The following is a 16,409-nucleotide window of genomic DNA, read 5'->3' on the forward strand; positions in this document are numbered from 1 at the left end:
AAAATTGTGGAAGCACTTTGGTGCGTTGAAAACAAAATTTAAATGAATGAATAAACCTTTAATTAACCATTAACCCAAAATAATTAATTATGAAAAGATTTACGCAATTGGGTGTAATCATGCTGTTTCTTATAAACATGCATGCCTTTGCACAAGAACAAGTCATAACGGGAGTTGTTCTTGATGAACATGGCCACAGCTTACCCGGGGCTACCGTAGTAAATAAAGGTACTACGAAGGGAACTGTCACCGATATTGACGGTAGTTTTCGCCTCGAAGTAGAAAAATCTGCCATACTGGTGGTTTCGTTTGTGGGCTATAAGCCAGAAGAAATAATTGTAGGAAATCAGACGGTTTTCAACATATCTCTTGAACCAGACATTTCCAGCCTAGAGGAAGTGATTGTAATAGGTTATGGTGAACAAAACAAAGCGACCCTTACGGGGGCAGTCGAACAGGTTTCCAGCAGAGTTTTTGAAGATCGTGCGGTGACAAACCCTGCACTTGCCCTTCAGGGGCAAACTCCCGGATTGGTAGTGACCCGTGGGTCTTCCAGACCCGGAAGGGAAGGGATCAAATTGGAGATCCGAGGAGCCACATCCGTCAATGGCGGATCACCATTGATAGTAATTGATGGGGTTCCGGCTGTGAATGACGAGGCTTTTTATAACATGAATCCGGATGATATAGAATCTATAAGTGTCTTGAAAGATGGTGCGGCTTCTATTTACGGATCACGGGCAGCCAACGGTGTACTCTTGGTGACTACCAAGCGAGGTACAGCCGGTGAGATTAAGGTGAATCTTACCAGTAATTTTCGGGTAAATACCATTGGAATCAGACCCGCTGTTCCCGGGATGAGAAAATATGCCGAGATGAATTTAGAGGCTACCGACGAGGACCTGGCATATGCCGGTACTGCATGGTATTGGGGCTGGGTAGACAGGGAGACGCTTGTGAGGATGCGGGATGAAGGTCCGGGAATATACACCACCCAATATTGGGGGGATATTTTCCTCGGAGAGGGCAACCGATTTGATGATATGTATGGTGCATCATTTTCACAGCAGACAAACCTGAGTGTTTCTGGGGGTACAGAAAGAGCCCAATACCGGATTTCTGCCGGATTTGCTGAAAACTTGGGCAACCTGAAACCAGCCTACGATGGGAAAGAGCAATATAACCTGAGATTTAACCATAACTATAAGATCTCTGATAGGATAAGGATTGAAACCGGTATGTCTTACTTTAGGTCCCGTATATCTGGACCTTCAGGAGGTCTTGGGATTACTTCTTTGGCTCAGGATCCTCCATTGTTCCCTGCCAAAAACCCATTTGGACAGTGGTACGCCAATTTTGGAATTGCAGGGAATAGGCATTCTGTAGCCAATGTCATTGATGGTGGTCGGGAAAACGCTTATGCCGATCAGCTAAAATTATCCATGGCGGCCACGTTTGATATTACCGATGACCTGAACTTCAGGGCAACAGCCAGTTTGGACAAGGAATTCTGGGACAGGGAAATATATAAAATAAATGTGCCCACATATACTTGGTTTGGTGAAAGAGCACCGGAGTCTGTCAATACAGTTTCCTCATTCGAGAAGATAAAGAGGGAGATTAGTTACGGAAACTATGGGGGTTTTCTGAATTATAAAAAATCTCTATGGAACGATCACCACATAACTATGATGGTAGGAACCACGGCGGAATTGAGGAAAACCGATGAGTTGCAGGGGTATAGACAGGGGTTTGAGGATAATGGTGTTTTTAATCTGAATGTGGCATCTCCTGAATTTAATGTGACCAATAGGGGGGCAGCCTCAAATTGGGGATTCCTTTCGTATCTCGGTCGATTCAATTACAATTATAAAGACAAATACCTGATGGAGTTGACAGGTAGGAGAGATGGATCCTCAAAATTCCACCCAGATTACCGCTGGTCAAACTTTGGCGGCGCATCTGTGGGCTGGGTCGTGACAGAAGAGTCATTTATGCAGGATGTCGGCGCCTTGGATTTTCTTAAGTTCAAAGCCAGTTATGGCGAAATGGGAGGACAGGTTGGTATAGGAAACCATGATTTCGCTTCTGCGGTAATATTGGGCTCAACCATTTTTGGCAGAAGTGCTTCCCTTCAGACAACTGCGGGAGTTGAAGGGCTTACCAGCCTTACCCGTACCTGGGAAAGGATAGGTGTGGCCAACTATGGGGTTGAATTTAGACTTTTGAACCATAGGCTTACAGGTGCTTTTGACTATTTCACCAAGAAGAATGATGGGATGCTGATCGCTGTAAACTATCCTGCCATATTGGGAGGAGCTGCACCAAAAACAAATAGTGGAGTCTTGAAAGTAAAAGGTTGGGAAGCAATGCTTTCATGGAATTCAAATGTTGGCGATTTCCAATACAATGTGTCTGTTAATATGAGCGATGCAAGAAATGAACTGCTCAGCATGGAAGGAGTCAATATATACAATGCGGGACTTAACAGTACCATACAGGGATATCCTTTGAACTCTTATTTCCTTTATCAAACAGATGGTTTTTTTGCCAATGAAGGAGAAGTGACGGCTTATTACGAACAGTTTAATAATGGGGGAGAGATTCCCAATGCCGATAACCAGGCCATACGATTACGCCCTGGAGACACCAAAAAAGTCGATCTGGATGGCAATGGCATCATCAGGGGACCCGGAACAACGGTGGAAGGTGACGGTGATGTCAAATTCATGGGCGATGCTGCCCCCCACTACACCTATGGCATTAATCTAGGTTTTCAATACAGGGGCTTTGATTTTGGTACTTTCTTTCAGGGAGTGGTTAACCAAAACGTTGTGAGAACTGACGGTATGGCCTATCCATTTGTCACAGTAGGAAATAACCAAACTACAGCGTACCAAGGCAAAACGTGGACGGAAGAAAACCCGGATGCAGCCTACCCAAGATTGACCCTGAATTCGGCCAGAGCCAATTGGAACTGGAGAAATAATGATTTTATGTTGCAGAACAATCGCTATATCAGGATGAAAACATTGGTCATTGGTTATACTTTTAGCAAACTGAATGTAGGTAAATACGCGGTGGATAGAGCCAGGGTGTATTTTTCAGGAAATGATTTGTTTGAATTGACAACTGTGAAAGATGGCTGGGATCCTGAGTTCGGTTCCAGTAGCAATAGCTCCTATCCTTTTAACAGGACTTATTCACTTGGTCTAAATATCACATTCTAAAAATTGAAAGCGATGAAAAAATTTAATTACATATTGATGCTGTTTGGGATTTTTGTTGTGACAGCTTGTGAGGACAAATTCCTGGATTTGGAAAGACCGGACGCATTGTCCGAGTCATCTTTCTATAAAACTGCAGAGCATTTTAGGGCCGGTGCCAATGGCTTATACAATGGCCTGTGGAGTTGGAGCTGGAATGTGGGCAATGCCCAACAGCTTCTTTTGGATAGGGGCTCTGACCTAAACCTATTTACGACTGATTATGGAAGAGGTAATATTTTTCCCGGAAATAAAGACCAGGTTTGGACCGAATCCTATAAAAATATCAGGGCGACCAATATCCTATTGGAAAAAGCCAATCAATACCCCGGAAACCCTGAGGAGATAGTGGAGTATGTTGCGGCAGCTAAATTTTTTAGGGCATATCATTATTTCTTTCTCCTTCAAAGGTTCGGAGGTGTACCTGTGGTAACAATCGTACTGGATGTTGATTCCCCCGAACTAATGGGTAAGAGGAACTCCCGGTATGAAGTGTTCTTCCAGATGAAAAGTGACCTAGAGGAGGCGATTGATGGCTTGCCCAATGAAGCCAATATAGCAGCGGATGATAAAGGACATATAAGCAGGGAAGCCGCACAATCTTTATTGGCCAAAGCGCTTTTATTTGAAGCAACTTGGGAAAAATATGTAGGAACTTCTACTGACGGAAATGGAACAACTGAAGGTGCGGGGTCTACAAAGCCAGCTGGATATCCTTCTATGGATGAAATGTTGCAACAGTCAGCGGGTCTATCAAAAGAAGTGATGGACAGTGGCAGTTTTGGGTTGTGGAATTACAACAATGAACTGAATAACTTGACCATGTACTATCTGTTTAACCTGGAAGATGCAGGCTCGAACCCGGCAGGCTTGGACAAATCCACTAATAGGGAATTTATATTTTATAGTAAATATGACTTTGTTCTACGCCAAGGAAGAACCAATATTAGTCACGCTTCTTATTACTCGTCTATCAACCAGAATTTTATGGACATGATACTCTGTACAGACGGGCTGCCGGTGGACAAATCTCCCCTGTTTCAAGGATATCAGACGGCTGAGAAGCAGTGGGAAAACCGTGACTACAGGCTATTTGCATATTCGGGCGGCAATGAAGACGAGGTCGTATTGCCAGATCCACCTACCTTGACGGAAACCGATGCCTTTCCAAATTTTTGGAATCGCAAGTTTAGGTCATATGATTACCCGAATTTCAGGGAGGCGAGTACGGAATCATCAGATTTCCCACATATCAGGTTGGCAGAGGTGTACCTGATCTATGCAGAGGCACTGTATGAACTGAATGGGTCTATCACTGATGCACAACTGAATGAGTCTCTTAACAAAGTGAGGGAACGCTCAGGTATAGCTCCTTTGACGAACCAATTGGCTACTGATTATGATCTGGATATTTTAGAGGAGATCCGAAGAGAAAGAACAGTGGAGTTGTTTCAGGAAAACAGCAGATTCAACGACCTAAGAAGATGGGGCATAGCAGAAGAGGTGCTGAATGCGCCAATTTTCGGACCTATTATAGAAGGTACTGATTATGAGGGCAACCCCGATTTGTACGATCCGTCGAAGTATCAATTTGGAGAAGCTGTAAAACAATATACTGCTGAGGGACCAAGGAGGGCTTTGGTAGTGGATCCGAGTTCGAACAGAAGCTGGTCCCGTGCAAATTACCTATTCCCTATTCCTGTAGAGGAGACCAATCTGAATAGAAATATTTTGCAAAACCCAGGTTATTAGATTGTTAATCAGAAGGTTTGCTTTTGGTAGGCAAAACACAACCTGCCATAAGCAAACCCTTAAAACATTCAAATCATAAAATCGACATTGAAAATTCAGACCGGAGCTTTAGGCTGACCGGGGATGGGTTTTTGATCAAAGATTCCAAAGTCTGCCCCAAGTATTAGGGGTGATCGTTGAAGAAAAACATTATACACAGATGAAAAAGAATAACCTAAAATATTATAAAGGATACCTGGCCTTTGTGCTGGGCATTGTCCTGACGACATCATGTCAGCCGGAATATGAACCGGAGATATATGCCTATCCTGAAATAGAAATTGATGCCGTTAGTCCGGCGAGTGGATATCCGGGAACAATCGTCAGGATCACAGGCAGGAATTTTGGAACACATCAGGATGCTGCACATGTAAGTTTCAATGGTGTGCCTGTAACAGAGTTTCTCAATTACGAAGATGGCCTTATGGAAGCAGTAGTCCCACCCTTGGCCAAGTCAGGCAAAATTTCAGTGCAAGTTTGGACACATTTAAAGGATTCTGTGGCTTCATACACAGTAATCCCACTACCCATAATTGAATCTGTTAAGTCTAATAGCATATTGGGACCTAACATTGCTCTTCCAGGAGATATCATCACTCTAGCAGGAAGTGGGTTTGGGACAGATGCATCTCTGTTTACCATAACATTTGCTGGTGATGTTGAAGCGGAAGTTATTCTTCCCGTAAAAGATGATGAGATTAAAGTTATAGCTCCGGAAGAATTCTCTACTGGAAATGTGTCCTATCTAGTTGGAAGTGTAAGTGTTGTTGGAAACCCAGTAATTATCAATCCCAATGCACCTGGAGATATTACCCCTTATTTTCTTGGCAATACCGGGGATATAGAGGGAGGCGGTCTATTTGTTCGTGGAGATGGAAAAGATGGTAGATGGGGTACCCTTGGGGCTCCTTGGATTACCAATACTGCAGCGCTTAATAAAGTAGAACAAGGATTGTCTGTAGGAGGATATGGAAGAGAGCAATGGAATGGCCAGCCCGGATACATTGCCTTTGAAACTTGGGGTGATACTCCGATTGTAAACGGAAAGGTTTATCAACCGACTTCCTTTGAATTGCCGGTTGGAAGCTATACGGTTTCATTTGAATACTATTCGGAAATTCAGACGAATTCATTTGTTCACTGTGTGGTGGCAAGTGGAGATAGTGGAATCCCTTCTTTGGCAGATTTATCCTCATCATTAGGATATGTAGAATTGGAGAATGATGCTGTTATTGGTGCATCTGCCCCCAGTGTAAGCGGGGTGAAGGAATTTTCTTTTGAGCTCGAAACTTCACAAAAGGTTTCGCTTGGTTTCTTGGCGAATATGAAGTGGAATGGTGCTGATCCTGGTAGTTATTGCATAATTAAATGGATTAAGTTAGTTAAAAACTAAACGAAAAAACAAAGGTTTTTTCAAAAGTATAGTGTTGAGTTATGTGTAGAATGATGTAAAGGGTGCTATTGTTTTTGCTCTTGGAGATGCAGAAAATATGATATTAGCTATAGCTATTTGACTATTGGATGAAGTAGCAGAAGTCAATAAAGACAAAACTTAGGATGTTGGAATACACCTAACTCAACACTGATTAACAGGAAACGTTTCCCCAAAATATTTTTACGGGAGAATGGTTCATTATCGCTTCACCATGCCTACAAGAGAATAGGTCAGTGTGAAGCAAGATTCAAATAATTTCACAACAACTACAATTTAAATTTTATGTTATGAAAAGTTACCTTACTACATTCATACTGTTAATTATTTTTATGGGCAATGCTTTATCACAGACATTTGTCCACCCAGGAGGCTTGCATACACTGGAAGACCTCAACCGAATGAAAGAAAAAGTCGCAGCAGGGGAGAGTCCCTGGGTAGAAGGCTGGAATACATTGGTTTCCGACTGGAAATCGAGTTCTACATATGGTATATCTGGCGGGGTTTTGGCAAATGCAAACCAGCGTCAAAATATGAACAGAGACGGACAAGCGGCTTATTTGAATGCGCTTCGCTGGTACATCTCAGGGGACGTGGCCCATGCGGAGAAGGCAATAAGCATATACAATGCCTACGCCAATACCGTCAACCAGATACCCTCTGGAGGAAATACGGATATCCTGGGGCTGGGAGGGATAGGTTTTACAGCTTTGGCCATGGGTGCTGAGATCATGAGGCTCTATGAGGGCTGGGCACCGGAAGACTTTGAGAAGTTCAAGTTCATGATGAAGGAGTATTTCTATCCTGTAAGTCACGACTTTCTTACCAATCACAATGGCCGCTGCCCTACTTATTATTGGGCAAATTGGGATCTGAACAATATTTCTGCCCTTATTGCCATCGGTATTCTGGTGGATGATCAGGATATATTCAACGAAGGGATTGAGTATTTCAAAAATGGGATCGGTGCAGGCAGCATCAAAAATGCTGTTCCTTTTGTTCAGGGAAATTTTGGTCAATGGCAGGAATCAGGTAGGGACCAGTCACATGGCCTGCTGGGTATCGGGTTGATGGCCAATACCTGTCAAATGGCCTGGAACCAGGGAGTGGACCTGTATGGCTACGATGACAACCGCTTTTTGAAAGGTGCCGAATATGTAGCCCGTACCGGTGCACTTTCGCTAGAAGCGCCGTTTTTTGAAGAATACAATAGCTGCAATAACCGGAGGCACCGCTGGGTAGCCATCAATGCCCTGGGAAGATATTTTGACCAGCCTGTTTGGGAAATAGTCTATAACCATTATGTGGTAAAACAGGGACTGGAAGCACCCCATGTCAAGGCCATGGCACTAAACATGAGGCTTTCCCAAAGTAGCAATGATCAATTGGGTCACGGTACGCTCACTTTCACTCTGGACAGTGATCAATCTCCACTGGATTTTGTGGCACCTCCCGGTCAATTGGATGGGCTCTTCGCAAATGAAGGTATGGGTAGGGTATATCTGCGCTGGAATGCACCTGAAGGCATGGATGCCAAAGGGTACACCATCAAGCGTTCCACTACCCCCGGTGGGCCATATGTAGAAATATCAAGTGGAAGTGGTAGCACCAACCCCCGGTATACCGATTCAAATGTGGAGAACGGCACGACGTACTATTACGTGGTTTCTGCGAATAACCGTGCCGGTCATGGACCGGACTCAGAAGAGGTCTCCGCTACCCCTGTGGAAGGAGGAGAAATATTGCCTATTGGATGGACCCGTGCAGACATAGGCAATTTGAGCATTGAAGGTGAGGCTGTATATGCTGAGGTCAATACCGGACACACTTTTATCACCACGGGAGCAGGTAGCGTTGGCGGAACTTCCGATGCTCTGGGATTCACCTATGGAATTGCTTCGGGGGATGTAACGCTCACCGCAAGGGTAGCAGACTTCGGAGGTTTGCAAAAAACAGGGATCATGATTCGTGAGTCTTTGGATCCCGATGCTAAGACCGTACTGATGAAAATAGGTGACGCGGGCTGGCGTGTCGCTGAAATGGGTGTGCGTACAGGAACAGGAACAAGTATGCAATGGATAGGTGGAAATCGCTATACCTGGCGTCCCGAAATATGGTTCAGAATATCCCGTACCGGGAATACTTTTACAGTGTATGAATCAAATAACAAAGATGTGTGGTTTGAAGTAGGCAGTCGCACCATAGAAATGGGTACTGAAGTCTATGTAGGTCTTTTCAATAGTTCCGGAAATACTACTTCATTGAACACTACCCGATATGAGCATGTCTCCATCACAGGACTTGATGGGGGCGTACCTGAAGCACCTTCCAATTTATCTGCATCATCTGGCAATACCCAGATTGAGCTGGATTGGGACGAAGTGATCGGTGCTTCCAGTTATACCTTAAAGCGCTCTGTGGCAATTGGAGATCCCTATGAAGTGTTGGCTACAAATCTTAATATTACCCAGTACACAGATAAAGGGTTGGAGAATGGGAAAACCTATTATTATGTGGTTTCTTCCAGCAGTCTTTCAGGGGAAAGTTCTGATTCCGAAGAGATAGCTGCCGCCCCGCAAATAGATATTGCACTGGCACCTGAAGAAGTAATAGCCAAATCGATATCAGGACAGCAAATCAACCTTTCCTGGAATGAAAGCATAAGTGCTACCAGTTATCATGTAAAGAGGGCGACAGAAAGTGGAGGTCCTTATACGAACATTGTCAGTGCGGATACCACTTCATTTAGCGATACCGATGTAAATTATCCTACCACTTATTATTATGTGGTATCAGCCATAAATGAACTGGGTGAATCAGAGGATTCTGAAGAAGTCAGGGCAACTCCCGGACAGTTGGCTTATTGGGAATTTGATGAAATGCAGGGCACTATGGCTGCTGATTCCTGGGGCAATAACGATGCTACATTGGGTTCAAGCGCATCATTTACAACCGGGCTTATAAATAATGGGGTTAAACTGAGTGGAAGTGACGGGTATGTGACGCTCCCTGAAGGGCTCGTAAGCCACTTGACGGACTTTAGCATCTCTACTTGGGTAAAGCTTGATCAAATAGCGAATTGGTCGCGTGTGTTTGATTTTGGCTCAGGAAGAGACAGTTTTATGTTTCTTACACCAAGCAATGGTGCCAACGGCAATTTGCGTTACGGTATCAATAATGGGGCAGGTGAACAGCTAGTCAATATTTCTTCTAGATTGGAAACGGATAGGTGGCATCATTTGGCACTTACCCAATCTGGCACTATAGCCATTCTATACTTAGATGGTGTAGAAGTAGGTCGTAACGAAAATATGACACTCAACCCATCTAGTCTGGGGTTTACTACACAAAACTGGATTGGCAAATCCCAATGGCCTGATCCTTTATTGGTAGGGAATGTAGATGATTTTAAGATTTATAGCAAGCCATTAAGCGTTAGTGAAATAAATGATATTGTTTCTGGATACCTTCCGCCTGTAGCACCAAAAAACCTGTCATTTGTTCCAGGAAATAACCAGATTACGGTAAGCTGGAATGACTCTGATGGAGATAGTTACAATGTGAAAAGGGCTACTGGGATCGAAGGTCCTTTTGAATTGATTGCAAATGTAACGGACACCACTTATACGGATACTGATGTGGTTAATTGTGTAGATTACTTTTATACTGTTTCAACTGTCAATAGCATCGGTGAGAGCGAGGATTCGCGACCTTCAAGTCCATTATTTGGTATGAAGCTTACAGGACTGTTAATTGGGACAAATGGATCTTGGGGCAATAATCCTGCAACAACCAAAGCAGCAGCCGTAGATGGAGATTTGGGTTCGTTTTTCGATGCTCCGACAAGCACTGCTTGGGTAGGGTATGATCTGGGCGTTGATGGTATGAGTGTTATTAAGACGATAAGGTATGCTCCCCGACCGAATGGTTACAATGTCCGCATGCAAGGTGGTCTGTTTCAGGGAGCTAATTCTCCTGATTTTAGCGATGCAGATACCTTGTTTACAGTCACCTCTGCTCCGGCTACGGGTGTGTATACCGACCAAGTCATTTCATCTGAAAAAGGATATCGATATGTTCGGTATTTATCTCCAAACGGATCAGGGAATGTATCTGAAATTGAATTTTGGGGGTTGCCTGCCATTTTACCGGAATTTAGTGGCGAGAATGTGATGGAAGGTACCTTCGATTCGGAATTCCATTATCCAATTGAAGCTTTGAACATGACCAAAGAATTTGAAGTAACGGGATTGCCGGAGGGTTTAAATATAGACAACTGTACAGGAATTATTTCCGGTATACCTAGTATGACAGGGGTTTTCCCGGTTGTCATTACAGCTACCAATTATTATGGTTCCACCACAGATGAGTTTGAGTTGACTATCAAAAAAGACCAAATAATCAGTTTCGATTCTATTCCTGCAACATACATTGGTAGCGCTGATTTCACACTTACTGCCGTTGCGAGCTCAGGTTTACCGGTCACTTTCAGCAGTTCAGATACCACAGTGGCTACCATTGTTGATGGAAACAAACTGCATATCAATGCGCTTGGTACGAGTGTTATTACGGCTTCGCAGGTAGGTGATAGTCTTCACCATCCTGCCATGGATGTGGACCAAAGTTTTTTATCTATCCCTTTAAACATTAGTGTCTTGCATAGAGATGGAGGGAATAATAATACAGCAAGCCAAAGCATTAAACCCCATCTGAAAATTGTCAATGAAAGTGGGGTAAATCTGGCAATGAATGAACTTACTGTTCGCTACTGGATTACACCGGAAAATTTCGCAGGAATCAATACCTGGGTAGATTATGCAGAAATGGGCAAAGAAAACATTGACATGGAGTATATCCCCCTTGATCAACCTCATCAAGATGCTTTCGGATATGTCGAATATCGATTTGATTCTTCACAGGATACATTGCTTGCAGGAAGTAGCTCTGGAGTAATCCAATCCCGTCTCAACAATCAAGACTGGTCTGACATGGACGAAACAAACGACCATTCCTACAAACCGAGTTTATCCTTTGAAGAAAATGAACACATCAGCATGTATAGGAATGGACATTTGGTGTGGGGAATTGAGCCTGAGAAAGTGGATCCAGAAACCGACCTACAGGTATATGCCAACCATAAAAAAGGTAAAAAGCATATCGGATTGACACTGGAAATTGCCAATAAAGGAAATATTCCCGTCAACTATGGGGAACTGAAATTCCGGTATTGGTTTACCAAAGAAGGTTCTGGGGATATGGTGGACGCAATTGATTATGTTGAGTTGGGAAGTGGGAATCTAAGCGGTCAGTTTATTGCCATGGATCCTGTAGCAAACCAAGCCGACCACTACTTTGAATTGGGTTTTGACCCGGTATTGGGTGCTTTCCACCCATTGAGTCAGACTGGGGAAATACAGCTCAGGCTATATGATTCCAACTGGTCGGTATTGGACCAAAGCAATGACCACTCCTACATGGGAAATAACCAGTTGGAGCTCAATGACCACATTACTGTTTACTATCAGGGACAATTGGTATTTGGTGTCGAGCCAATTGGGAATGTAGCGTTGACTGTATCAGAGCAGACCACTTATACCATCTATCCAAACCCACTCCAAGACGTGCTGCATATTGAAAGCAGCCAAATTCCACAAGGTGCTGTAGAAATCCTTATCTATAATAACAATGGAGAGGTCAAGGTAGCTATGGAGATGGATGCACAGCATATTGAAGTGGATGTATCCCGGTTGGGCAAGGGGATTTATGTACTTACCATACAGGATCAAGAACAAGTGCTCACCAAAAAACTGATCAAATAGCCCAATAAAACCAAGACTGGGATGAGCATCAACTAAACCAGCTTCTCCTGAATCAAACTTGTATGGAGACAAGTTTGATTCGGGAGAAGCCATTCCGACCTTTGGCACATGACAAGTTATGCTCATTGAAAATGAATTATAGATATATGAAAGAGGAATTTAGTACGGATTATCTATGGAAAGCTTTTTGTTTCCTTTTCCTTATTCTTCAATTAGCAGGAACAAAAGAGTCTTATGCACAGGATATGGGTGAAAAATATGCCTCCCAAGTATGGGTCAGTGACCAAGGGGACGGTACTTTTACCAATCCGGTGTTGTATGCGGATTATTCAGATCCAGATGTGGTTCGAGTCGGGGATGATTTTTACATGACGGTGTCTAGTTTCAACTGCATGCCGGGATTGCCTATTCTCCATTCCAAAGATTTGGTGAATTGGACGATTATCAACCATGCAGTACACAGGTTGATCCCCTATGAGGTTTATGAAGTCCCCCAACACAGCAAAGGAGTGTGGGCACCAACCATTCGCTATCATGAGGGCGAATTTTATATATACTGGGGCGATCCTGATTTTGGGGTATTTATGGTCAAAACGAAGGATCCGAGTGAGAAATGGTCCGATCCGGTTTTGGTATTGGAAGGAAAAGGGATTATCGATCCCAGTCCTCTGTGGGATGGAGATCAGGCATATCTTGTCCATGCGTGGGCAGGTAGTCGTGCAGGTGTCAACAGTTTGTTGACCATACGTAAAATGAATGTGGAAGGTACGAGGGTTTTGGACGAAGGGAAAAACGTATTCAGTGGACATGACAACCACCATACCGTGGAGGGGCCGAAGCTCTACAAAAAAGATGGCTATTACTATATTTTTGCCCCTGCGGGAGGAGTGGAAGAAGGCTGGCAATTGGTGCTAAGATCCAAAGATATTTATGGACCCTATGAAGAAAAGGTGGTCATCGAGCAAGGAGGGACGGACATCAATGGCCCCCATCAAGGTGCTTGGGTGAATACCCAAAATGGAGAAGACTGGTTTGTCCATTTTCAGGATCAAGGGGTCTATGGACGTGTTTTGCATCTTAATAAAATCAACTGGTCTGAAGGATGGCCACTCATGGGCGAGGATTTGGATGGAAATGGTATTGGTGAGCCTTTGAAATCCTACCAAAAACCTGATGTGGGCGGGGATTATCCCAAAGCCACTCCCCAAGAGTCTGATGGGTTCAAAGACGGAAAGCCTGGGCTCCAATGGCAATGGTACGCCAATCCATCGGTGAAATGGAGTGCCCAAATCCCGGGTACGGATTATTTGAGACTGTTTGCGATGAGTAAGAAAGAGTTGCCTAACCTTTGGGATCAGCCCAATCTTTTGTTGCAAAAGTTGCCAGCTCCAAGCTTCTCAGCCAATACCAAAGTCAAATTGGGTATTGAATGGAATACAGCTGGAAAATCTGCCGGCTTGATCATGATGGGACAATCCTATGCCTATGTGGGCATTACCTATAAAGATGGCAATTATTATGTGCAGCAAGTCAATTGTATGGCTGCTATTGATGGAAATCCGGAAAAGGTCATCGAAGAAAAAATGCTCTCAGCCAATGAAGTCTATTTAAAAATGGATGTAAGGGCTCCTGATGCAACCTGTTATTTCAGTTACAGCGAGGATGGTGAAAACTATACTTCGATCGGCCTACCATTTAAGGCGGAAAAAGACCTTTGGATTTCTGCCAAAATGGGGCTTTTCACGGTCAGTGAAGCGGATGTGAGAATGGGAAGCTATGCAGATTTTGATTGGTTCAGTGTCAATGGAGTAGGAAAAGAGTAAAATACAGTCATGGTCCTCTTCCAAGACCTTCCAGGTTTCCAAAACATGGAAGGTCTAAAGCTTAAAATGGTATCAGGCAACCACCCAAGGTGCCAACCTTTATTTGGTTTCTTTTGGTTGGTATGTGCAAGTTTCTTAAAAATAAAGTGTAAACGAATTATAAATTTCAGATTACCCATGCTCAAATTTAACCTAAAAACATTTGCGATCATCATCCTATTCATAGGGGTTGTTTTTGAAGGAAAGTCTCAGACCGTATTGGAAGCGACCCGAACTTCCATTTCCTCCCCCAATGGGGATTTCAAAATGGAGGTTTACCAAAAGGAACTGTCTCCGGGAAAGAAACAATTGTACTATGTGGTTCATTTTAAGGGGAAGCCCATTATTTTGGAGTCTGAGCTGGGGATGCTGATCGAAAACCAACTGTTTGAATCTGCTTTGGACATTCCAAATGATACCGCTGATCTATGGAGCGAAAATCTGGATTTTATGGGGGTTAGTAATGACCAAGTGGATGAGGAGTGGAAGCCTTTATATGGTGAAAGGAATCTGATAAGAAACAGATACAAGGAACTTACACTGCATTTTCAGAAATATGGCGATCCGAAAGACGGGTTGGAAGAAGGGCATTCAGGAACGTTTTATGATAAGCGACAGCAATACAGAATGAACCTGGTGATCAGGGCTTACAATGAAGGAATCGCTTTTAGCTATCATTTTCCTGAGACCAGCAATGGCCTTTTTCTACATATTACGGGGGAGCAGACTTCCTTTACCCTGCCTGGGGAAACCATGGCTTATTATGAACGCTGGGCACAGGGGCCGTATGAACTGAGACCACTGCGTGACTGGCCGGATGAAAGTGAAAGACCCTTGACCCTGACCTTGGAAAATGGTTTGACAGTGTCACTGACCGAAGCCCGTCTGGTTGATTTTGCTAGAACTAAGTTCCGGTTGAGTAATAGCAAGGCGAACACCTTGGAAACCTCCCTGTACAATAAAGTGGATGTGATCAGCCCATACACTACACCGTGGCGAGTGATTATGGCAGCTGATGAACCTGGGAAGCTTTTGGAAAACAACGATTTGATCCTCAACCTGAATCCAGAAAACCAAATAGCCAATACCTCTTGGATCAAGCCGGGGAAAGTTTTTCGGTCTGACTTGACCACAGAAGCCGCAATAAAAGCGGTGGACTTTGCCGTAGAAAGAAACCTGCAATACGTCCATTTGGATGCGGGATGGTATGGTCCAGAAGTGAAAATGTCCACTGATGCAAGCACCATTGATCCTGACCGAGACTTGGACTTACAGGAAGTCATCAATTATGGAGCTGCCAAGGATATAGGGATTTTCGTCTATGTCAATCAAAGACCGCTTTCTTGGCAGTTGGATGAATTACTGCCTTTATATCAAAGTTGGGGTCTCAAAGGGATCAAGTTTGGCTTTGTACAGGTAGGTTCGGACAAGTGGACCAGTTGGATGCATGAAGCGATCCGGAAGGCTGCGGATCATCAACTGATGGTCAATGTACATGATGAATATAGACCAACTGGATACAGCAGAACTTACCCCAATCTTATGACTCAGGAAGGCATCCGAGGCAATGAGGAAATGCCGGATGCTACCCACAATACGATCCTACCATTTACCCGATACCTAGCCGGGGCAGGAGACTACACCATTTGTTATTACAATGACCGCATCAAAACCACCCATGCCCATCAATTGGCTCTTTCTGTGGTGTATTATAGCCCATTGCAGTACATGTATTGGTATGACAAACCTCATTTGTACCAAGGAGAAAAGGAAATTGAGTTTTTTGACAAAGTCAAAACTGTTTGGGATGATACCAAAGTGATCAATGGTGAGATTGGCGAATACATCAGTGTAGCCAGAAGGTCGGGAGAGGATTGGTTTGTGGGAAGTATTACAAACAATGATGGCAGGAGATTGTCAGTTCCACTAGACTTCTTGGAAGAAGGACAGCTATATGTGGCCCATATTTATGAGGATGATGAGAAAGTTCAAAGTAGGACCCAAGTGAATATCCATCGGTATGTAGTTGACAAGAATGATGTTTTGAAGTTTGCCTTGAAAGCAAGTGGTGGGGCAGCCTTTCATTTGGAACCTGCCAATGAAGCAGATATGAAGCAATACAAAAGACTGCCCAAAGGTAGGTTTTGATAGATATTCACCTAAAACATACAGGGCATGGAATACAAAGGAAAAAATGAGATCCCAAGGAAGACAAAATCCATTGCGTCGCATTCGAAAC

6 protein-coding genes are annotated in these 16,409 nt (G+C 43.7%); all 6 read left to right on the forward strand.

Annotated features, from left to right (window positions below):
- Positions 1-89: 89 nt before the first annotated feature.
- The 6 genes from ACFSKL_RS08180 (at position 90) to ACFSKL_RS08205 (ending at position 16,318) form a co-directional block, all read left to right on the forward strand.
- Complete coding sequence (locus tag ACFSKL_RS08180) at positions 90-3,230, forward strand: SusC/RagA family TonB-linked outer membrane protein (protein WP_376885201.1); 3,141 nt, start codon at positions 90-92, stop codon at positions 3,228-3,230.
- Positions 3,231-3,242: 12 nt separating this feature from the next.
- The gene (locus ACFSKL_RS08185) at positions 3,243-5,018 is read left to right on the forward strand and encodes a RagB/SusD family nutrient uptake outer membrane protein (protein ID WP_376885203.1); all 1,776 of its coding nucleotides are present in this window, start codon (positions 3,243-3,245) and stop codon (positions 5,016-5,018) included.
- Between the two features lie 199 nt (positions 5,019-5,217).
- Positions 5,218-6,450 (forward strand): DUF5013 domain-containing protein, encoded by a 1,233-nt coding sequence (locus tag ACFSKL_RS08190; RefSeq protein WP_376885207.1) that lies wholly within the window; start codon positions 5,218-5,220, stop codon positions 6,448-6,450.
- A 329-nt stretch (positions 6,451-6,779) separates the two neighbouring features.
- On the forward strand, positions 6,780-12,308 hold the full coding sequence (locus ACFSKL_RS08195; protein ID WP_376885209.1) for a cellulose binding domain-containing protein: 5,529 nt from the start codon (positions 6,780-6,782) through the stop codon (positions 12,306-12,308).
- Positions 12,309-12,370: 62 nt separating this feature from the next.
- Positions 12,371-14,131, forward strand: a complete 1,761-nt coding sequence (locus tag ACFSKL_RS08200) for a glycoside hydrolase family 43 protein (protein ID WP_376885210.1) — start codon at positions 12,371-12,373, stop codon at positions 14,129-14,131.
- 177 nt (positions 14,132-14,308) lie between these two features.
- Positions 14,309-16,318 carry a glycoside hydrolase family 97 protein gene (locus tag ACFSKL_RS08205; protein WP_376885211.1) on the forward strand — a complete coding sequence of 670 codons (2,010 nt, stop codon included), beginning with the start codon at positions 14,309-14,311 and terminating at the stop codon, positions 16,316-16,318.
- The last annotated feature ends 91 nt before the right edge of the window (positions 16,319-16,409 follow it).

This window comes from Belliella marina, from assembly GCF_042682445.1.
GTDB lineage: Bacteria > Bacteroidota > Bacteroidia > Cytophagales > Cyclobacteriaceae > Belliella > Belliella marina.

Coding starts and splice junctions, on each gene's coding strand:
- ACFSKL_RS08180 (WP_376885201.1), top strand. CDS start 90: ATGAAAAGATTTACGCAATTGGGTGTAATCATGCTGTTTCTTATAAAC.
- ACFSKL_RS08185 (WP_376885203.1), top strand. CDS start 3,243: ATGAAAAAATTTAATTACATATTGATGCTGTTTGGGATTTTTGTTGTG.
- ACFSKL_RS08190 (WP_376885207.1), top strand. CDS start 5,218: ATGAAAAAGAATAACCTAAAATATTATAAAGGATACCTGGCCTTTGTG.
- ACFSKL_RS08195 (WP_376885209.1), top strand. CDS start 6,780: ATGAAAAGTTACCTTACTACATTCATACTGTTAATTATTTTTATGGGC.
- ACFSKL_RS08200 (WP_376885210.1), top strand. CDS start 12,371: ATGGAGACAAGTTTGATTCGGGAGAAGCCATTCCGACCTTTGGCACAT.
- ACFSKL_RS08205 (WP_376885211.1), top strand. CDS start 14,309: ATGCTCAAATTTAACCTAAAAACATTTGCGATCATCATCCTATTCATA.